Raw genomic sequence first — 21202 nt, 5'->3', positions numbered from 1 at the left:
CCCGCCCGTCCTTTTTGGACGGGCGGGACGCCCATCCCACTTTCAAGAGTGGAAGTTATTTAATTCTCATTCCTAAGCTTGAGGATAACGTTGTGCTAAGAAAGAGATAGCAGCAGCCCGATCGCCCAAATCGCCATCCAACTTCGCCGCCAACAAGTCATCCAACATTCGTTTAAACCCAGGCCCTGGCTTATAACCCAAAGCCTTCAAATCGTTGCCATTTAAAGGCGGCTCAACATTCGCCCATTTGGTGAGATATTCCCAAATTTGGCGGCGTGCACTTCGCGGACTTTGTAGGGCGATCGCAATTAACACCGGCAATTCATAATTCCTCAACAGCAACACCAATTGACTCGGCAACTCGCACTTAGGCAATTTCTCTGCTAACTCGTTCTTTCCCGCTTCCAAAAGTTGCAGCCGCTTAATACTGTCAGCGGGTAACTGAAGATTTGCAGCCACCTTGCCGCGATATTCCGGTGCTAAATAAGCTATCAAAACTTCCAGCCGCATCTGCCAATCGGGAATATTGATAATGGGGAATGGGGAATTGGGAATTGGGGATTGAGCCTTGAGAATAGTTGCTTTTTCTTTTTCTTCCTTCTTCCCTATTCCCTCTTCCTTCTTCCCTCTGACTCGTGACTCACCATCAATCATTAATCCGTGTATCCGTGTCAAAATCCGTGTCGTGCCTTCCTTCTTCCTTCTTCCATTCAAACACCGATCGAGCAAACGCAGTTGCCGCCACAACTCCCGATCCAACTCCAAACTAGGATGAATGCAGCGCAAAGCCTGCAAATCTCCCAGCATTTGCAAAGCAACTTTCCAGTAAGGAGCTTGCAAAATGTATTTCAATTCGCTTTTGAGCCGAGTTTCCAAAGCCGGAGCTCGGCCGTTTTCCCCCTGAATTCGGTAATAAATCCCGCTGGCCAAAGCGTGGCGGATGTATCCTTCCGTCTGTGGCTCAATTTCAAATCCCAACCGCACCGCAAACCGCACCGCGCGATAAATTCGCGTCGGATCTTCGATAAAACTATTGGCGTGCAAAACTCGAATTTGCTTCGATTCCAAATCCAGCAAACCGCAGAAAAAATCTAACAATTCGCCGCTGCGAGGAACACCCAACCGCACAGCCAGCGCATTAATTGTAAAATCCCTGCGGTACAAATCTTGGCGAATTGAACTCGCTTCAACTTCAGGATTTGCAGCCGGATAAGGGTAAAATTCAGTGCGAGCCGTAGCGATATCCACCCACAGCGAGCCGAAAGCAGAGTCTTTGTGCCACAAAAGCGCGGCCGTTTGAAATTGACCGTGAACGTCCAAACGCGATTCGGGGTAAAGTTTTTGCAGCGATGAAGCTAACTCGACACCAGCACCGGAATCGTCGGAACCGCACTTTCCGTCCACAACCAAATCGATATCTGTTAGCGCCAGTGTATCATCCGTGGCTAAGAGTAAATCCCGGACTGCTCCACCGACAATATAAAGTTGCCAGCCGCGGTTTTGGGCAATATTGGCCGCGATCGACAATAACTGCCATAATTCGGGACTGATGCGCGATCGCAACAACTGCTCAACCGATTCGGGCACGGGACAATTAGAAAATTCTGCACTACTTCCCCTGTCTCGCGCTTTTTGCTGGTGCAATTCCCGCAACACATCAGTCCGGGTAACAATTCCCACCAGTTGACCGTTTTCCAATACTGGCAAGCGCCCGATATCGTATGTCACCATTAAAGATTCAATTTCCGGCAGCAAGGTATCTGGGGCGATCGTTTTTAACTGCCAAGTCATGTAACCCTTCACCGGGGCGTGACTGAAACCGTGGTGCAGGGCAATGTCAATGTCGCGGCGCGAGATAATGCCAGCCAGTCGATCGCCCGCATCGACCACACAAAGCCCCGAATGTCCGTAACGTAGGAGGATACGGTGAGCTTCCCCCACCGAGGTTTCCGGGCGAATACTCCGCACTGGAGACGACATTAACTCGCGCGCTGTCGGAGGGTGGGGAATTTGAGTTTTGAGTTGGTCAGCTAACTGATTTAAAGTCAGCAGGGGGTCAACATCGCGGGTGGCGAGGGAAGCAGCGCGGGCGTGACCTCCGCCACCGAACGGTTTGAACAATTCGCTGAGGTTTGTTCCTTCGATGCGCGATCGACCGATAATAGTTAATCGATTGGAAACTGGCGATTCGGGATCGATGTTGCGGTTGTTTTCGTTTTCGCCAAATTTATAAACATTGCCTAACAGCAGAGCATCGGTTTCAGTTAAATCGAGCAAGCGAGAAGCCAGTGAAGAAAGTCCCGGAACGTAGGATTCGGTAGATAGCAGCACCCAGGCTATGCTGTAACCGTGCAAAGTTTCCGATCGCAAATTATTCAGCGCTTCTCTCAGCAAATCTTGCAATTGAGGAGACAAACCGGGTTCTACATATTCAGCGATTACCCGCAAACTCGCTCCTTGTTCCATCAACCACGCCAAAGCTATGGCATCTCGCGCAGTTGCGCCCTCAAAAGTAAGGGAACCTGTATCGACGTGGATGCCGAGAGCCATTACTGTTGCTTCCGAAGGCAGAAGGCGAGATGGTGTGTCGCTGTTTTCTGCTTGATTTTTGAGCTTTTCGACAATTAATGTCGTGGTGGCTCCGACTGCTTCGATTTGGCTAACAGTAGCCCGGATGTCTGAAGGCGCCTCCTTGTGGTGGTCGAAAACAGCAATTTCGTTGAGGTGTGGTAAATCCAGCCACTCGGCGGCTTTTCCCAAACGATCGCGCCCGGAGGCATCAACTATAGTAATCGATCTAATTTGTTGCGGATTGACCGATCGGCGTTCAATCAGTGGGTACTCGTCGCGGTGTAGCGCCAAAAAATCCCGCACTGTCGGGTGACACCCGCCCGTCAATACGATCCTGCTACCGGGGCGCAGCACGCAAAGTCCCACCGCCGCCCCCAAGGCGTCAAAATCTGCTGTTGTGTGGCACAAAACTAAGTCCATAGCCGAAAATCCCGCATCTCTAACTCAAACAGTAGCAATTTCTCGCCCTCTGAAACCGGATGTGTCGATCGGGCTTTAACTTAACCTTTCCAGTTTTCTGTCGTGTAGCGAACAATGATAAAATTGATCGAAATCTCACAAGCCGCTGACGCCTGTTCGCGCAACGCCCGAATTTGCACGGGTTCTTTCCTATCAATCAACCGACAATTTCTCGATCGACTATCGGGAAACTGTCAAAAACTAGAATTTGGAAGATTTTTTTCGGTTCTGGGAAACTATTTCTGATCAACGCACGGTTATATCGAAAGGAGAAAAGATGTTATCAATTCTGTTTCAAGTGGTTTTACTGGGTCTGGTACTGCTGTCTTTTGTGATGGTCGTTGGCGTGCCAGTTGCTTATGCCTCTCCCCAAAACTGGAATCAGTCTAAATCCCTGATTTATGTCGGATCTGGTCTCTGGTTTTTGCTGGTTATTGCAGTGGGTGTATTGAACTTTTTAGTCGTTTAATTTCACCCAAGTCTATCCAATCAAGAAGGTAAAAGATAGAAGGATGAAGGCATTCACCAGCGATTGAAAGGCATTCGGCAGAAGCTAGGAATTTTCCAGACCGCGCGACACTGTATGTTTTTGCACTTGAGATTCAGATGAGATGCTGCTGCTTTCTGACTTTTGCCTTCTCACAAACAAAACTCTAAAACCTAAAATCTAAAATCTAAAGTAGAACACTATGACTGTTTTCGAGGGAACTTTTACTCACACCGAATCTTTGCGATTTGCTATTGTCATCGGTCGTTTTAACGATTTGGTGGTTAACAAACTTTTGGAGGGATGTCAAGATTGTTTGAAACGCCACGGGGTTGATATTAATCCTCATGGCTCTCAGGTGGACTTTTTTTGGGTGCCGGGAAGTTTTGAGATTCCTTTGGTGGCGCGCCAAGCTGCTCTTTCTCACCGCTACGATGCGGTAATTTGTCTGGGTGCGGTAATTCGGGGCCAAACTCCTCATTTCGATTTTGTGGCTGGTGAGGTTGCTAAGGGAATTGCTGCGGCTGCTTTTCAGACAGGGGTGCCGGTGATTTTTGGGGTGGTGACGACAGACACGATGCAGCAAGCTTTGGAAAGGGCTGGAATTAAAAGCAATTTGGGCTGGAATTATGCGATGAGTGCTTTGGAAATGGGTACTTTGATGCGCCAAGTTAAGGGTTTGGGAACACACTCTTACGATCATCGATTAGCTACAGGATCTGCTGCTCAAGTGCTTTCGGGTGAAGCAAATCTGTCGCTCGCCCCCGATGTATCGTCGGATCAAATCCCCTCTTAAATTGGGCTAGCAGTATTTTTAAGCTCAAAAAACATCAAGATTTGCATCGGGAAAAATCTTAAGACTCTTGTGGGGTGGTGATTATACCCGCCCCCAAGGTAAAAATTCCACTATTGGCCGATCGACAAATTAGAGCAATATCTTGCCAATTGGAAATGAACACTTTGATGCGTCAAGTTAATGGTTTGGGCGGAAATTCGGACGATCGATTACCTGCGTCTGCTGCTGTTAAAGTGCTGTCGGGCGATCGGGCTTGATGTATGTTCCCAGGAAATTTCGTAATCTAAAATCCAGGTTTATTATTCCCTTTATTAACTCGGCATTAATCGGCTGATTGGATATTTAATTTGGTTGATAATAGACCTCTTGCAAAAATAACTAGGACGGGCTCTGGGGCCCATCCCACAAGAGTTATTTTTTCTTGTGGGATGGGCGTCCCGCCCGTCCAAGAAATTTATGAAAAGGACTTTTGCAAGAGGTCTAATCAACTGGAAATACACAGCGAACCCGCTCAAAAAAGATAAAGTGATTTCAACGATCGATCGCAACGAGTCGTTTTAATAGATGAGGCTGTTGTAATTTCTGGTTTTCCCGATTTGTCTCTGGATTATATTATATTATTAATAAATAATATAATATTTTACTGAATCTGGTTGCATAAAGATGAGAAATTCGTTATGTTGAATTTTGTGTAAGCATTGAGGCGGTCTCAAATCAATCCTCAAAAGGCTTTAAGTATAAATACTCGCTAAGCAGTATTTAACCTAGTCTTAACAAACAACTCTGAAAGTAAATTTTTAGGTGGATTGTTAAGTTCATATTAAATGACAATTTGTCAAGTTAATGCCTAGGAAGTTTGCCAGCAAAAGGATGGAGAGTTTTGAAGATCGCCCAGATACTTACAGTTACTGATCAACATGAAAGTGCAAAAATCTTATGGGTGACATTCAAGCTACGTTTACATCTACCGATCGTGCTTTTCATATTGAAGGGTACGAAAAAATTGATTTCAGCTTGCTATATGTAGATGGTGCTTTCAAGCTTGAAAATCCAGAGATTGCGGAGAGTTACCGCCAATTCGGTCGCTGTTTAATGGTTGTAGACGAAACAGTCTATGGTCTGTACGGCCAGCAGATGCAGCATTATTTCAAGTATCACGAGATAGATTTAACAGTCTTTCCAGTGAATATCAAGGAACCTGATAAGACGTTAACAACTGTTGAAAGCATCATAGATGCCTTCGTGGATTTCGGACTCGTGCGGAAGGAGCCTGTTTTGGTGGTCGGTGGTGGATTGACGACAGACGTAGCTGGTTTTGCCTGCTCATCCTATCGCCGTCGGACTAACTACATTCGCGTACCGACAACCTTAATTGGGCTGATTGATGCCAGTGTGGCAATCAAAGTAGCTGTGAACCACGGTAAGCTGAAAAACCGCCTCGGCGCTTACCACGCTTCGCAGAAAGTAATTTTAGATTTCTCCTTTCTGAAAACTCTGCCGATCGACCAAATACGAAACGGCATGGCAGAGTTAATTAAGATCGCCGTAGTAGGCAACAAAGAAATCTTCGAGTTGTTAGAAAACTACGGCGAAGCATTGCTGCACAGTCATTTTGGTTATTTAGACGGCACATCTGAACTGCGCGAAGTGGCACATCGCTTAACCTACAACGCGATTCAGTCAATGCTGGCATTAGAAGTACCAAACCTGCACGAGCTAGATTTGGATCGGGTGATTGCCTACGGTCACACTTGGAGTCCGACGCTGGAACTAACGCCGGAAATTCCGATGTTCCACGGCCATTCTGTCGCCATCGATATGGCTTTTTCGGCCACCATTGCCCAACTGCGGGGGTACATTTCGATCGCCGATCGCGATCGGATCTTAGGGTTAATGAGCCGCCTCGGACTAGCGATTGATAGTCCTTATCTGACATCAGAACTGCTCTGGAAAGCCACAACATCCATCAGTCGTACCCGCGACGGCCTTCAACGCGCTGCGGCTCCCTGCCCCATTGGTGACTGCTTTTTCATGAACGATTTGACTCGAACTGATTTGGATGAAACCCTAGCCGTGCATCGAGAAATCTGTCAGGGCTACCCGCGTCATGGCGATGGCGAGGATATGTATGTGGTATTGCAGAAAGTTGGAACTCGTTCCACAGCCGGGGTATGACCATGAGACCCGTTACCCCAGTCGGGATTTTAGCCTCTTTACTCGAAAGTCTCGCCTCGCAAGTAGAAAAAATCGATAATCTCGATCGAGCTTTCAAGGCCCAATTACAACAAGCCTACGAATTGGCAAATGGTCTCGATCCGTACCTGGATCTTTGTACCACCCCGGAATCTCCTGCCTTAGCCACGTTAGTGAAGCGCACTCAATCAGAAGATTGGAGTAAGCGATTCTCTGACGGCGAGACAGTGCGCCACTTGGAACAGGAAATGCTTTCGGGTCATCTGGAAGGCCAAATGCTGAAATTTCTTGTCCATCTCACCAAAGCACAGCGCGTACTGGAAATAGGGATGTTTACCGGGTACTCAGCACTAGCGATGGCGGAAGCACTGCCGGTGGATGGAGTGGTGGTAGCCTGCGAAGTAGATGCTTACGTCGCTGAATTTGCCCAGAAGTGTTTTCACGAATCTACTGCCGGCCACAAAATCTCAGTCAAGGTGGCACCGGCTCTAGAAACCATGAAACAATTGGCCCAAGACGGGGAAGTCTTCGATTTGGTATTTATCGATGCCGATAAAGCTGGATACATAGACTATCTCGATTTACTCCTAACTACCGGGCTGTTGGCTCCCAATGGCTTGATCTGTGCAGACAATACTCTGATGCAGGGACAGCCATATTTGTCGGGTACTGCTACTGAGAACGGAGTTGCGATCGCCAAATTCAACCAGGCTCTAGTTGACGATCCGCGCGTAGAGCAAGTGTTACTGCCGCTGAGAGATGGATTGACCTTAATTCGGCGCGTTTAGTAGAACAAAACTTAGGCGTCAAAACCAAAAAAACCGGGTTTTTTGCCATATTCAGCGGGCTGTAACGAAGTCCGATGTCAAAAAACCCGGTTTTTAACCACCCGTGGGTAATATCAAATCCGCGCTTCATTGGCATGATTCATCTCTCTGTTCAGGAGTGCGCCTGCGTAGCTTCAAAAGCGGTTTAATCATTCAAAAACCACCGCTAATTAGAGTATTTACTTAGTAAAAAATTATGATCGAAACAGTTTCAACTGCAGCGATGCCATCTGAACAGGAAACAAACGCGACGACTAGCCGCTTCCAGACAGTCAAAACCATAGCAACCTTAATTTTGCTGCTATTGGTACTGCCCCTGAATCTCGCTTTAACAGCGATCGCCCTACTGAGATCCATCATCCTCAAACCGTTTCAGTCTCGAGCGATCGCGGACTCTCCCCAAACTATTTTGGTCGGCGGCGGCAAGAGGACCAAAGCATTACAGCTAGCGAGATCGTTCCATAAGGCCGGTCATCGGGTAATTTTGTTTGAAACCCACAAATACTGGCTGACAGGTCATCGTTACTCTTGGGCAGTCGATCGCTTTTACACAGTACCAAATCCCCAGACAGAGGAATACCCACACGCACTCTTAAAAATTGTCCAACAAGAGAAAGTCGATGTTTACGTTCCCGTCACTAGTGCAGGCGGCAGTTACTACGATGCCAAAGCCAAAAGCGTACTTTCTCCTCACTGTACGGTAATGCAGCTAGATGTCGAAACTCTGCAACGTTTGGATAATAAATATGAGATGGCAACAGCCGCCAAAGCGTTGGGGCTGCGAGTTCCGAAGTCCTACCGCATTACTAATCCGCAGCAAGTAATCGATTTTGATTTTAGTGACGCACAGCGTCCATATATTATCAAAAGTATTCCCTACGATTCTATTCGCAGGTTAGACCTGACGAAGTTACCCTGCACAACTGAGGCGGAAACGGCCGCGTTTGTGAAATCATTACCAATTTCCGAGAGTAAACCTTGGATTATGCAAGAGTATATTCGCGGGCAAGAATACTGCACTCACAGTACAATTCGTGATGGTCATCTTCAGTTGCATTGTTGTTGCAAATCGTCGGCGTTTCAGATAAATTACGAGCATGTCGATCGCCCGGATATCGAAAATTGGATTCGTCACTTTGCCAAGAGTCTAAATCTGACTGGACAAGTTTCCTTTGATTTCATGGAGGCGGCGGATGATGGAGAGATTTACGCGCTCGAATGCAACCCGCGCACCCATTCAGCCATCGCGGTGTTTTACAACCATCCCGATGTGGCAAAAGCTTATTTGGAACCAGACCCTTTACCACAGACACTGCTGCCTTTGGCATCGAGTCGCCCGACTTACTGGATTTACCATGAAATTTGGCGATTGGTGACTCATTTGTGGTCGCCCAAGCTAGTTTATGAGCGGTTAAAAATTATCGCCCAAGGCAAAGATGCCATCTTCGAGTGGGACGATCCGCTGCCGTTTTTGATGGTGCATCATTGGCACATTCCCTTGTTGTTATGGGCAGATTTAAAGCAGCCGAATGGGTGGATTGGGATTGATTTTAATATTGGCGAACTTGTGGAAATAGGGGGAGAGTGAGTATGTCAGTATTACGGGTTTTGCATTTAGTCGGCTCGGCAGTTAGCGATTTTTAATGTGATTTATCAGGGTTAATGAGTCGCCTCGGACTAGCAATTGATAGCCCTTATCTCACATCAACCAGGCTCTAGTTGACGATCCGCGCGTAGAGCAAGTGTTACTGCCGCCCAGAGATGGATTGACTTTAATTAGGCGCGTTTAGTAGAACAAAACTTAGGCGTCAAAACCTGCATAAACCGGGTTTTTTGCCCTATTCGGCGGCGTGTAACGAAGTCGGAGGTCAAAAAACCCGGTTTTTAACCACCCGTGGGTAATATCAATTCCGCGCTTCATCGGCATGATTCATCTCTCTTGTATGGAGACTATGCGCCTGCGTAGCTTCAACAGCGGTTTAATCATTCAAAAACCGCCGCTAATTAGAGTATTTACTTAGTAAAAAAGTATGATCGAAACAGCTTCAACGGCAGCGATGCCATCTGAACAGGAAACAAACGAGGCTTCTAGGCGCTTCCAGACAGCAGTCAAAACCATAGCAACCTTTATTTTGCTGCTATTGGTACTGCCCCTGAATCTCGCTTTAACAGCGATCGCCCTACTGAGATCCATCATCCTCAAACCGTTTCAGTCTCGAACGATCGCGGACTCTCCCCAAACGATTTTGATTAACGGCGGCAAGACGACCAAAGCATTACAGCTAGCGAGATCCTTCCATAAGGCCGGTCATCGGGTAATTTTGGTTGAAATCCACGAATACAGGCTGATGGGTAATCGATACTCTTGGGCAGTCGATCGCTTTTACACAGTACCAAATCTCCAGGCAGAGGAATACCCTCAAGCACTCTTAAAAATTGTCCAACAAGAGAAAGTTGATGTTTACGTTCCGGTCAGTAGTCCAGAGGGCAGTTACTACGATGCCAAAGCCAAAAAGGTACTTTCTCCTCACTGTACGGTAATGCAGCTAGATGTCGAAACTCTGCAACGTTTGGATGATAAGTATGAGTTGGCCACCGCCGCCGAAGCGTTGGGGCTGCGAGTTCCGAAGTCCTACCGCATTACTAATCCCCAACAAGTAATCGATTTTGATTTTAGTGACGCACAGCGTCCATATATTATCAAAAGTATTCCCTACGATTGTGTCCACAGGTTTGATCTCACTAAGTTACCCTGCGCCACCCCAGCAGAAACAGCCGCTTTTGTCAACTCATTACCAATTTCCGAGAGTAAACCTTGGATTATGCAAGAGTATATTCCAGGGCAAGAATACTGCACTCACAGTACAGTTCGTAACGGTCATATTCAGTTGCACTGTTGCTGCAAATCATCGGCGTTTCAGCTGAATTACCAGAATGTCGATCGCCCGGATATCGAAAATTGGATTCGTCAGTTGGCCAAGAGTCTAAATCTGACTGGACAAGTTTCTTTTGATTTCATTGAAGCGGCGGATGATGGAGAGATTTACGCGATCGAATGCAACCCGCGCACCCATACAGCCATCACGATGTTTTACAACCATCCCGATGTGGCAAAAGCTTATTTGGAACCGGACCCTTTACCGCAGACAGTGCAGCCTTTGGCATCTAGTCGCCCGACTTACTGGATTTACCAGGAAATTTGGCGATTGGTGACTCATTTGTGGTCGCCCAAGCTAGTTTATGAGCGGTTAAAAATTATCGCCCAAGGCAAAGATGCCATCTTCGAGTGGGACGATCCGCTACCGTTTTTCATGGTGCATCATTGGCACATTCCCTTGTTGTTATGGGGAAATTTGCGTCAGCCGAAAGAGTGGATTAAAATTTATTTTCATAGTGGAATACTTCTGTAAATAGGGGGAGATTGAGTATGTCAGTATTACGGGTTTTGCATTTAGTCGGAGCGGCAGACAGTGAATTTTACGATAAATTGTCGCGCTTTTATGCCCCATATTGTCTGGAGCAAACTGCTAATCCAGCACTCTATGAATTTCATATAGCCTATATTTCTCCCGGTGGCCAATGGCGTTTTCCCACCTCTCTCGATCCGAGTGCGATCGCGGCTGCTAATCCCATGTCTCTAGCGGGCGCTGTAGAGGTGCTGACACAGCTAAAGATTGACGTAATGGTACCGCAGATGTTTTGCATCCCCGGCATGACTCAATACCGAGCCTTGTTCGATCTGCTGAATATTCCTTACGTGGGTAATACCCCAGAGGTGATGGCACTGACTGCTGACAAAGCGAAGGCTAAGGCAGTAGTAGCGGCCGCTGGGGTAAGCGTACCGTTGGGAGAAGTTGTCCGCGCGGGCGATAGACCTTCGATTGATTTTCCGGTGGTGCTCAAGCCACTGAATGCGGATAATTCTCTGGGAGTTGCCTTAGTTAAAAATGCTGCTGACTATGATGCGGCGTTGCAGACAGCATTGACTCATTCAGAGGAAGTGCTAGTAGAAAAATTCATTGAATTGGGTAGAGAAGTTCGCTGTGGGATTATTGTCCAAGATGGCGAGCTAGTCTGTTTGCCGCTGGAAGAGTATCCTGTAGATCCTGATACCCAACCGATTCGGACTTATGCCGATAAGCTCCAACAAAATGAGGATGGTAGCTTGACTGGTTCCACTAAAAATACCAGGCCGTGGGTAGTTGACAAGAGCGATCCGATTACGGAGAGAGTTTGGGCCGAGGCCAGAAAATGCCACATCGCTTTGGGCTGTCGCCACTACAGTTTATTTGATTTTCGCATTGACCCCGATGGACAACCTTGGTTCTTAGAAGCGGGGCTGTACTGTTGTTTGGCCGAAAAAAGCGTGATTGCGGTTATGGCCAAAGCATCAGGAATTTCTCTGGATACTTTGTTTCAGAGTATGCTGCAAAATGCCTTACAAGGTCGATCGGGTACAACGAACGGTGCAACAAGCAATGTAAATTCGGGTTCTACGGCAATGATGGTTGAGCGTTGACAGTCTAGTGATGTATTGGGAATGGGTGCAACTAAGAAGGATAACTTGCAATTTTTGAAATTGTGTGATATCATAAAACGTTCTCAAATAGCGCAACACTAACTATTACTGCATGGCAACGAAGCCAACGATCGCATTTACTCACCTCGGCTGCGAAAAAAATCGCATCGATACCGAACACATGATCGGCTTGCTGGCTCAAGCGGGCTATCAAGTCGATTCTAATGAAGAATTAGCCGATTATGTTGTAGTCAATACTTGCAGTTTTATCCAAGCGGCGCGAGAAGAGTCGGTCCGCACCTTGGTAGAATTGGCAGAAGCTAATAAAAAAGTAGTAATCACTGGCTGCATGGCACAGCATTTTCAGCAGGAATTGCTGGACGAATTGCCCGAAGCCGTCGCAATTGTCGGCACGGGCGACTATCATAAAATCGTCAATGTTATGCAGCAGGTGGAAAAGGGCGATCGAGTTTCCCTCGTCTCTAGTGAACCTACTTACATCGCTGACGAAACTACTCCCCGCTACCGCACGACATCGGAAGGTGTCGCTTATCTGCGAATAGCAGAAGGCTGCGACTACCGCTGTGCATTTTGCATTATCCCGCACTTGCGCGGAAATCAAAGGTCGCGCAGGATCGAGTCTATCGTCGCCGAAGCTAAGCAATTAGCCTCCGAAGGGGTAAAGGAAATTATCTTAATTTCTCAAATTACCACCAACTACGGCAAAGATATTTATGGCGAACCGAAACTAGCCGAACTACTTCGCGCTTTGGGTAAAGTAGATGTACCTTGGATTCGGATGCACTACGCCTATCCTACAGGTTTGACTCCGCAAGTTGTCGAGGCAATCCGCGAAACACCCAACGTTTTGCCGTATTTGGATTTACCCCTGCAACACTCGCACCCGGAAATTCTGCGGGCGATGAATCGGCCTTTTCAAGCTGGGATCAATGATGCTATAGTCGATCGGCTCAAGGCAGCACTTCCCGGCGCTGTGATGCGAACAACTTTTATTGTCGGCTTTCCCGGCGAAACCGACGAACACGCAGCACACTTGCTGGAATTTGTCAAGCGCCACGAATTCGATCACGTAGGAGTTTTTGTATTTTCGCCAGAAGAAGGAACCCCAGCCTTCAGCTTGCCCCAGCAAATACCAGCAGAAATAATGGAAATGCGGCGCAATTCGGTAATGGCGGCACAACAACCTATATCATTGAAGAAGAATCAAGAATCTGTCGGTCAGGTAGTTGATGTCCTGATAGAACAAGAACAACCAGAGACAGGTGAGTTGATTGGTAGATCCGCTCGGTTTTCCCCAGAAGTAGATGGACTCGTCTATGTGACAGGAGAAGCGCGACTGGGATCGATCATATCTGTGAAAATTACTGGTGCAGATGTCTACGACCTCTACGGTCAAGTGTAAGTGTTGCTGGAACTGTCGCGATCGGCGGTGTGGCGAACAAAAACCGGACACGAGCCAAAAATGATTAGCGGATTGTGCAACAAAAGTAACGGTTAGTACACAATTGTGCAAAGATATGTAGCAAAGGGGTTCTAAACTTTTTTAGCCCCGATCTGGCAATCGACCCTCCCCGTCGGGGTGCGGTAATCTCTACAGAACATCGGAAAATTTTAACGAATTTAATGTTTTGTTTCTGAATGTAAAGAGTTATGATGATAACAAGCCAGAAATAAGCGGGGATAATTTGAGATTGCTTCGCCGTCCGCCCTACACCACAACGGTATCCCGAAAGAGTGTTGAGATGGATAGGCGGTAACGGTCGCCCCATCCCCTGCTCAATCCCGCAGGCGACGGATTGCGGGATAGCGCCTGAACCAAACAACCTGTTACTACATGAGTAGTGAAGTGGGGCTGGTCATGATCCTCACTATAAAATGCCTAAGAGGGAAAGCTTGCAAGTACCTCAAAGGAAGTCCAATGTCCTGTTTTAAGAATGTTGGAAGCCTATAACCCGACCCCTGGCGGTTGGTATCGGCGATGTCACAAAATCAAAGACGGCTGTCGAATTGGTAAATTTAGTCACCATCGACGGAGCTGCCCTATACTCGATTGCTATTTAAGAAGGTGCGCGCAGGCGCAGCACCATAAAGAACTCTTATGAGTTCCTGCCGCCGAGCAGAAATCCGCATCCGAGTTGGGCAACTTAGAAGGCTAAGACTCGTTATTAGGAGCATTAATGAATTTATTGTTTGAAGGCTTAGGTCTTTCGGAAGAACTCGTTCTCCATCTGGAAACACTAGGCTTTACAGAACCTACTCCCATCCAAGTACAAGCAATTCCGCACTTGCTAGCAGGTCGCGACGTTGTGGGCCAAGCCCAAACAGGGACAGGCAAAACGGCAGCATTCTCGTTGCCCATCTTGGAGCGGATTGATTTAGATTTAACTGCGGTGCAAGCACTGGTGCTGACGCCGACTCGCGAATTGGCGATGCAAGTAACTGAAGCCATCCGCGATTTGAGCGGCATCAGCAGCGACGGCCCTGTAAAAGTGGGTCGCTCTCTGCAAGTTCTGACAGTGTATGGCGGTCAATCGATCGATCGTCAAATGCAGCGTTTGAAGCGCGGCGTGCACGTCGTCGTCGGTACACCCGGACGCATATTGGATATGCTCAGCCGTGGCAGCCTGAAACTAGACAAGGTAAAGTGGCTGGTTTTGGATGAAGCTGACGAAATGCTGAGCATGGGCTTTATCCAAGATGTGGAAAAAATCTTGGATGCTGCACCAAAAGAACGTCAAACGGCATTTTTCTCGGCGACGATGGAAGCTTCCATTCGGAAATTGGTGGCGCGGCATTTGCGTAACCCAATCAACGTCACCGTAGAACAGCCAAAAGCAACGCCAAAGCGCATCAGCCAAGGCGTGTACATGATTCCCCGTGGCTGGTCGAAGGCAAGAGCCCTACAGCCAATTTTAGAAATGGAAGACCCGGAATCTGCACTGATTTTTGTGCGGACTCGGCAGTCGGCGGCAGAACTCACCAGCCAACTGCAAGCAGCCGGTCACAGCGTTGATGAGTATCACGGTAATTTGAATCAGGCACAGCGGGAACGCTTGCTGCATCGGTTCCGCCAATGTCAGGTGCGCTGGGTAGTGGCGACTGATATTGCGGCGCGGGGTTTGGACGTGGATCACTTGACTCACGTTATTAACTACGATTTGCCCGACAGTGTGGAAAGCTACGTTCACCGGATCGGACGCACGGGCCGGGCTGGTCGCGAAGGAACGGCGATTACGCTGATTCAACCGGTCGATCGCCGCAAACTGCGTTTGATTGAACGCCACGTTCGATCGAGCTTGACGGTGCGAAACATTCCGACACGGGCGCAAATTGAAGCTCGTCAGTTGGAAAAGATGCAGGGTAAAGTTCGCGAAGCTTTGGCTGGCGAACGGATGGCATCTTTCTTGCCTCTGGTATCTCAGTTATCCGAGGAGTACGACTCCCACGCGATCGCCGCTGCTGCTTTGCAAATGGCTTTCGATCAAAGCCGTCCTGCTTGGATGGGCGCGGATTACGCTCAACAAGAAGATCCCCCGATTGGTGGAGAAAACAGCGTCAAGCCAATCTTGATCAAAAAGCGGGCTAAGACTGGTGAGACGACTTTTTCTGGAGCACCGAGTGCTCCTGTTCCCCAGAACCGCTAATTGGTAGGGTGCACTCGGTGCACCTGATTTAGAATTTTTGTAGAGATGCGATCGATCGCACCTCTACTTTTTTTATGGGTAATATCAAATCCGTTGAGATCGGAATTATTCATCTCTCTCTTCTCTTCCTCTGTGCCCTCTGCGCTCTCTGCGGTTTAATTATTCCAAAACAACATAAGTCAATATGCAAGTTAGCGATCGGACAATTTCTGTAACTAATTCTACACTGAGAACGTTAATTGATGAATTGGGTACGGAGTGTCAAAATGTGATTGCTTTAATCTATCAGCTTCAGTTACCTGATTTGAGCGATCGACAAAAAGCTGAAATTCTAGCAGACTTCCTTCCTCTCTGCAATCCATCTCAACGTTCACTGCGGAGAGGATTTTCAGACACTAATTGCTGAGGAAATGGCAATATTGTCGGATGATGATGAAGAGGATTAAGGAGACGCGGGCGATTCCCTACGGGATAGCTACGCTTCACGCACATCAGGAAAAAGCCCTCCTGTCAACTCACAGAAAGGCTAAAAATCCTCATAAATAAGGAATAAAGTGCTTACTACAAACTTGTGAACCGGGATTTTTGCACTGTGGTTTAATATTTCAGTTTAGCTGCGTGCTCACAATAATTTTTTGTACGCGATCGCCCTTAATTTCCACAATCAAATTAGAAGCCTTTTGGTCATTGCTGTAAGTCAACCGAGTCACTCCACCCTGCACAGATTGCGACCCGTAACCGTAAGTTTTAACAACTTTTTGCCTGTTATCTCCTACCTTCACCCCATCCATTGTCAGAAACTTGGGATTGGTAGTAGAAACTAAATAAACTTTGCCCTCCCATGCTGCTACCGTCAATCCTGAGTAGGTTAGCGTGCGAATCTTGCCACCGAGGCCAGGCCCAGCAGGTTTAGTTTCGTCGCGCTGCGGTTTCCCCAACTTGCGTTTTGCCTCTTCTACAGACATCCCCAACCGAACGCCGCCAATCCCCAGGCGCGAATAGTTCAGCGCCGCCGGCTTTTGTGTGGCGCTGAGCATTCTTTCTAGAGTCGCAACAGTTTGATTCATAGCGGGAACAGGGCGAATTAAAGCAGCAAATCCTAAGCTCGAAATCGCGAGATTTATCATGATGCCAGCGACGGCTGTTGTCACAAACATTTTTACCATTTTTTTATAGCTTTATTTGGCAATGTATTCGCGCGATCGCCCGCTAGATCCGGATTGATACTAACAGGACTTACACAAACACTCCTGGAAGCACTGCGAGTCTTTGAAACCGAATTTTTTTACCAAAACTACACAAACAAACCCTGTTTTTAGCATAAATCTTAGGTTTAACAGTGAGGTATTCAGGAAGAAACCCGGTTTCTAGCGCAACCTAGGTAAATCCTGACTAATATTTTTTAACTTGTGAAAACCACCAATTTCGGGCGAACCGAATTTGCTCCTGCACAAGCTTGCGTCCGCCTGCGAGGACTAAAAGAAAGAATAAAGCAGGTAAATCAAGGGAAATTGCTGTGATATCCTAACAAAAGCCATATCTGCATAAAATAAGTAATTTAGATGACCGCAACAGATTCTGCTAAGCACCAAAAATCCAAAGCCCTCAAACCGGGTAGCCGCCGCCCCGCTAAAGAACTGTGCAGCGAGTGCGGTTTGTGCGATACATATTACATCCATTATGTCAAGGAATCTTGTGCTTTCTTAACACAACATATTGCAGAACTGGAAGCAGAGATTCACGGGCGATCGCGCAATCTCGACAATCCCGACGATTGGTATTTCGGAGTCAGTCAAAACATGATGGCGGCTCGGAAAAAAGAGCCGATCGAGGGCGCTCAGTGGACGGGGATCGTCAGCACAATTGCCATTGAAATGCTCGAAAAAGGAATTGTAGAAGGCGTTGTTTGCGTCCAAAATACCAAAGAAGACCGCTTTCAACCCATGCCGATAATTGCTAGAAATCGTGAAGAAATTCTGGCAGCAAAAGTCAACAAACCCACTCTCTCTCCCAACCTTTCAGTATTAGAACAAATCGAAAAATCTGGGATGAAGCGGCTGTTAGTAATTGGCGTCGGCTGTCAAATTCAAGCCTTGCGAACAGTAGAAAAAAAACTCGGTTTAGAGAAGCTCTACGTTTTGGGAACTCCCTGTGTAGATAATGTCAGCCGCGCGGGCTTGCAGAAATTCCTAGATACGACTAGCCGTTCTCCTGAAACGGTGGTTTCTTACGAGTTTATGCAAGACTTTAACGTTCACTTCAAACACGAAGATGGTTCGGAGGAAAAAGTGCCGTTCTTCGGGTTGAACACTAAGGAATTGAAAGATGTTTTTGCTCCTTCTTGTTTGAGCTGTTTTGATTATGTCAATTCTTTAGCAGATTTAGTGGTGGGCTACATGGGAGCACCTTTTGGCTGGCAGTGGATTGTGGTGCGAAATGACACCGGGCAAGAGATGTTAGATTTGGTAACGGATCAGTTAAATACTCAGCCGGTGATGTCTAAGGGAAACCGAAAAGAAGCCGTTCAGCAAAGCATTCCGGCTTACGAAAAAGGAGTGACTTTGCCAATGTGGGCGGCGAAGTTAATGGGAGTTTTTATTGAGAGAATTGGGCCGAAGGGTTTGGAATATGCTCGGTTTTCGATTGATTCTCATTTCACTCGCAATTATCTGTATGTGAAGCGCAATTACCCTGAGAAATTAGAGGCTCATGTACCGGAATATGCTAAGCGGATTGTGGGGCAGTATAAGTTGCCTGAGTGAGGTGATTCGGAGAGTTTTTAAGAGGTATTTTGCAGGGACATGATATTGCCCTCTTTCCTTCAGTCCGGCAGGGGTTTAAACCCCTGCCTCAAAGCTTAAGTCCTTTGAAAAGGACTGAATCAATTATTGGTTGTGTTTGTGCAAGATGGCTTTAACTTTCAATTAGATATATAAGATTATGACACTTATAGTGGCACAGAAATATATCAATTTACTAAGGTCGATCGCACTTACTTGTTGTGTGCTTCTAGCATTATCTGGAAATGGAGTGTCGGCGAAAGCAGCAGAAGTGCGATCGGGAAACAAAACATTTGCTGAATGGTGTCGCGAAAAAGATTCTTTGACTCCAGAAGCTAAACATACAGTTGAGGTGCTGTTGAAGGAAGCAGAAACTACTGAGTGCGATGCGGCTAATCAGAAACTTTCGAGTCTCACCGCACTCTTCCTCTGGGGTAATCAAATCAGCGACATCAAACCTTTAGAATCTTTGACTAACCTGATTACACTCCACATTAGTAACAATCAAATCAGTGATATCCAACCGCTAGCATCTTTGCCTAACCTGATTACACTCTCCGTCGGCAACAATCAAATCAGCGACATCAAACCGCTAGCATCCTTGACTAAACTGACTACTCTCCAACTCAACAACAATCAAATCAGCGACATCAAACCGCTGGCATCTTGGACTAACCTGACTTGGTTAGACATCAGCAACAATCAAATTAGTGACATCAAACCGCTAGCATCCTTGACTAAACTGACTTGGTTAGACCTCAACAATAATAAAATCAGCGACATCAAACCATTGCTATCTTTGACTAAACTGGCTGCGATCAATCTCGAAAACAATCAAATCTATGACATCAAACCATTGCAATCCTTAACTAACCTGACTTGGTTACAACTCAGCGGAAATCCGATCGCTCCCAAAACTTGCCCACTCAAGCCAGAGTCTATCTGTAAGTGGAAACCACAAGCTCAACCATAAAACTTTACAGTGACGTTCGATCGCACTTAAATATTTCCCTTACGAAGGATAAATTTGCTATTCATCAGAAAAACCCGATCGCCCTTATTGACTAAAAGCGATCGCACACCAACATCCTCCTACAAATCAGCAGCGTGCTGCTTCAACTCATCCAAAGAAACGTATTCCAAAGTCAGGGCGTGAGTCGCACCCAAAACCACAAGCGGCGCACATCCCGCATCCATTGCTTCCTTCCACCGAGACGCGCACAAACACCAGCAATCCCCAGGCTTCAAACCGGGAAAGTTAAATTCGGGAACCGGAGTGCTCAAATCATTTCCATTCGATTTAGTGAATTGCAAAAACTCTTCTGTCAGTTGAGCGCAAACGGTGTGAGCCCCAAAGTCGCCACCACCTGTATTGCATTTGCCGTCCCGATAATAGCCCGTCATGGGCGACGTGCAGCAAATCTCTAACTTTCCGCCCAGCACATTTGTAGCTTCCGTCACCATCGCAACTCCTGAGTAAAACTCTTCGATCTAATTTTACACAACTCGTTGTTTATATATTTTTTTCCATGACAAAGTTGATTAATTTTTGTCCTCTGCATTCTACTTCTTGTTTTCTAATCACAATAAATCCCTGGCTTTCAAAAAAAGGTCGCGCTGTAATGCTGGCTTCGGTAAATAATTTGTTAATTCCTAAGTCTTGGGCTTTTGACTCAATTTGTTTTAAAATTAGCCTGCCGACTCCTTGCCTTTGAAAATGTTGATGACAGAAAAAGCAATCGATATGGCCGCTTGCTTCTAATTCCCCAAAACCTGCAATTTTCTCACCTTCTTCTGCTACGAAAGTAAATTTACTGCTTAAACTTTTAGTCCAACTTTCGATATCCATATCTGCTGGCGCCCAAGCATCTACTTGTGCTTGTGTGTAATCGCGGATGTTTACTTCGTGTATGGTGTCGTAAAACAGTTGTACAATTTGTTGGGTATCACCGATTTCGTAGGTTCGTACTCTCATAAATTATCTCACTGCGATCGCTTGTTTAATATTAATTTGGGATTTTCAACCCTTCGGAACGCGGATGGATGTTGGCTTCTACTATTTTGTCTTATTTCTTGCAGGGCGATCGACCAAAAATTCTCGCCCACCCCCTTGACAAACTCTCTGACTCTATGTTAATGAAACAAAAGCAAACCTCACTCGAATTAACACTACATTAATCCAGTAGCTTAACAAATAAGGATTGAAACTTATGACAGAAATTGGGCCCGATCCAAACCGACCTTATCCGATGGCCGATCAGCGGCGCGTATGCTTCATCAAAAACTTTATTAAATCCCCCAACATTATCGTCGGCGATTACTCATATTACGACGATCCAATAGATCCAGAAAATTTTGAAAAAAATGTACTTTATAACTACGGAAACGATCGATTAATTATTGGCAAATTTTGTGCGATCGCCACCAACGTCAAATTCATTATGAACGGTGCAAATCACAAACTAGACGGCATTTCAACTTATCCTTTTCCTGTTTTTGGGAATGGTTGGGAAACAGCCATGAATTTATTAATGGAACTGCCAAGTAAAGGCGATACCGTCATTGGCAATGATGTTTGGATCGGCTATGAATCCCTGATTATGCCCGGAGTCAAAATCGGCGACGGTGCCGTCATAGCCGCCAAATCCGTTGTAGTAAAAGACATTCCCGCTTACACAGTTGTGGGTGGAAACCCCGCCCATCCAATCAAACAGCGTTTTAGCGATGGTGAAGTTGCACAACTATTAGAAATTAGGTGGTGGGATTGGGAAATAGAGAAGATTTCGCGCAATGTCAGCATAATTATGCAAGGCGATATTCAAGCACTCAGGCTCGCGAATTAAATAACTTACAATTTTAATTGTTATTGTGGGATGGGCGTCCCGCCCGTCCAAAAAGGACGGGC

18 protein-coding genes are annotated in these 21202 nt (G+C 46.6%); 14 read left to right on the top strand and 4 right to left on the bottom strand.

All coding sequences use genetic code 11. From position 1 onward, the window contains the following. Positions 1-72: 72 nt before the first annotated feature. Positions 73-2991 (bottom strand): CBS domain-containing protein, encoded by a 2919-nt coding sequence (locus QUB11_RS27855; RefSeq protein ID WP_333392195.1) that lies wholly within the window; start codon positions 2989-2991, stop codon positions 73-75. A 316-nt stretch (positions 2992-3307) separates the two neighbouring features. Between QUB11_RS27855 and psbZ the strand changes: the two genes are divergently transcribed. From psbZ to QUB11_RS27800, 11 genes are all read left to right on the top strand, one after another. Beyond that, complete coding sequence (gene psbZ, locus QUB11_RS27850) at positions 3308-3499, top strand: photosystem II reaction center protein PsbZ (protein ID WP_190735314.1); 192 nt, start codon at positions 3308-3310, stop codon at positions 3497-3499. A gap of 220 nt (positions 3500-3719) precedes the next feature. Beyond that, entirely contained in the window at positions 3720-4313 is a 594-nt protein-coding gene (gene ribH, locus QUB11_RS27845; RefSeq protein ID WP_333151566.1) for a 6,7-dimethyl-8-ribityllumazine synthase, read from the top strand. Positions 4314-5249: 936 nt separating this feature from the next. Next, positions 5250-6488: a sedoheptulose 7-phosphate cyclase gene (locus QUB11_RS27840; protein ID WP_333392193.1), complete on the top strand. Its 1239-nt coding sequence runs from the start codon at positions 5250-5252 to the stop codon at positions 6486-6488. Positions 6489-6490: 2 nt separating this feature from the next. After that, complete coding sequence (locus QUB11_RS27835) at positions 6491-7294, top strand: class I SAM-dependent methyltransferase (protein WP_333392191.1); 804 nt, start codon at positions 6491-6493, stop codon at positions 7292-7294. A gap of 235 nt (positions 7295-7529) precedes the next feature. Beyond that, entirely contained in the window at positions 7530-8921 is a 1392-nt protein-coding gene (locus tag QUB11_RS27830) for an ATP-grasp domain-containing protein (RefSeq protein ID WP_333392189.1), read from the top strand. Positions 8922-9036: 115 nt separating this feature from the next. Continuing rightward, positions 9037-9123: a hypothetical protein gene (locus QUB11_RS27825; RefSeq protein ID WP_333363800.1), complete on the top strand. Its 87-nt coding sequence runs from the start codon at positions 9037-9039 to the stop codon at positions 9121-9123. 240 nt (positions 9124-9363) lie between these two features. After that, the gene (locus QUB11_RS27820; RefSeq protein WP_333392188.1) at positions 9364-10743 is read left to right on the top strand and encodes an ATP-grasp domain-containing protein; all 1380 of its coding nucleotides are present in this window, start codon (positions 9364-9366) and stop codon (positions 10741-10743) included. A 17-nt stretch (positions 10744-10760) separates the two neighbouring features. Continuing rightward, a complete protein-coding gene (locus tag QUB11_RS27815; protein ID WP_333392186.1) occupies positions 10761-11852 on the top strand; it encodes an ATP-binding protein in 1092 nt (363 codons plus the stop codon). A 112-nt stretch (positions 11853-11964) separates the two neighbouring features. Continuing rightward, the gene (gene rimO, locus QUB11_RS27810; protein WP_333392184.1) at positions 11965-13275 is read left to right on the top strand and encodes a 30S ribosomal protein S12 methylthiotransferase RimO; all 1311 of its coding nucleotides are present in this window, start codon (positions 11965-11967) and stop codon (positions 13273-13275) included. Between the two features lie 775 nt (positions 13276-14050). Next, complete coding sequence (locus tag QUB11_RS27805; protein ID WP_333392182.1) at positions 14051-15517, top strand: DEAD/DEAH box helicase; 1467 nt, start codon at positions 14051-14053, stop codon at positions 15515-15517. Positions 15518-15701: 184 nt separating this feature from the next. Then, positions 15702-15923, top strand: coding sequence for a hypothetical protein (locus QUB11_RS27800; RefSeq protein ID WP_333207255.1), 222 nt, complete (start codon positions 15702-15704; stop codon positions 15921-15923). A gap of 199 nt (positions 15924-16122) precedes the next feature. Here QUB11_RS27800 and QUB11_RS27795 read toward each other — a convergent pair whose 3' ends face one another. Further along, positions 16123-16668, bottom strand: a complete 546-nt coding sequence (locus tag QUB11_RS27795; RefSeq protein WP_333257860.1) for a hypothetical protein — start codon at positions 16666-16668, stop codon at positions 16123-16125. 411 nt (positions 16669-17079) lie between these two features. On the opposite strand from QUB11_RS27795, the gene QUB11_RS27790 reads away from it, so the two are divergent. Both QUB11_RS27790 and QUB11_RS27785 read left to right on the top strand, forming a co-directional pair. Beyond that, positions 17080-18279, top strand: a complete 1200-nt coding sequence (locus QUB11_RS27790) for a Coenzyme F420 hydrogenase/dehydrogenase, beta subunit C-terminal domain (RefSeq protein ID WP_333207253.1) — start codon at positions 17080-17082, stop codon at positions 18277-18279. A 178-nt stretch (positions 18280-18457) separates the two neighbouring features. Continuing rightward, positions 18458-19270 carry a leucine-rich repeat domain-containing protein gene (locus QUB11_RS27785; RefSeq protein WP_333207252.1) on the top strand — a complete coding sequence of 271 codons (813 nt, stop codon included), beginning with the start codon at positions 18458-18460 and terminating at the stop codon, positions 19268-19270. Positions 19271-19389: 119 nt separating this feature from the next. Here the strand turns inward: QUB11_RS27785 and QUB11_RS27780 are convergent, their stop codons facing one another. Together QUB11_RS27780 and QUB11_RS27775 are read right to left on the bottom strand one after the other, a co-directional pair. Further along, positions 19390-19761 carry a DUF2237 domain-containing protein gene (locus QUB11_RS27780; RefSeq protein ID WP_333151543.1) on the bottom strand — a complete coding sequence of 124 codons (372 nt, stop codon included), beginning with the start codon at positions 19759-19761 and terminating at the stop codon, positions 19390-19392. 49 nt (positions 19762-19810) lie between these two features. Then, positions 19811-20272 (bottom strand): GNAT family N-acetyltransferase, encoded by a 462-nt coding sequence (locus QUB11_RS27775; RefSeq protein ID WP_333392180.1) that lies wholly within the window; start codon positions 20270-20272, stop codon positions 19811-19813. A 235-nt stretch (positions 20273-20507) separates the two neighbouring features. On the opposite strand from QUB11_RS27775, the gene QUB11_RS27770 reads away from it, so the two are divergent. After that, positions 20508-21140, top strand: a complete 633-nt coding sequence (locus QUB11_RS27770; protein ID WP_333392178.1) for a Vat family streptogramin A O-acetyltransferase — start codon at positions 20508-20510, stop codon at positions 21138-21140. The last annotated feature ends 62 nt before the right edge of the window (positions 21141-21202 follow it).

The organism is Microcoleus sp. B6-A1, from assembly GCF_036705085.1.
Classification (GTDB): domain Bacteria; phylum Cyanobacteriota; class Cyanobacteriia; order Cyanobacteriales; family Microcoleaceae; genus Microcoleus.
Note: the sequence above shows the minus strand (reverse complement) of the source record. Positions and strands in the feature narration are given on the sequence as shown.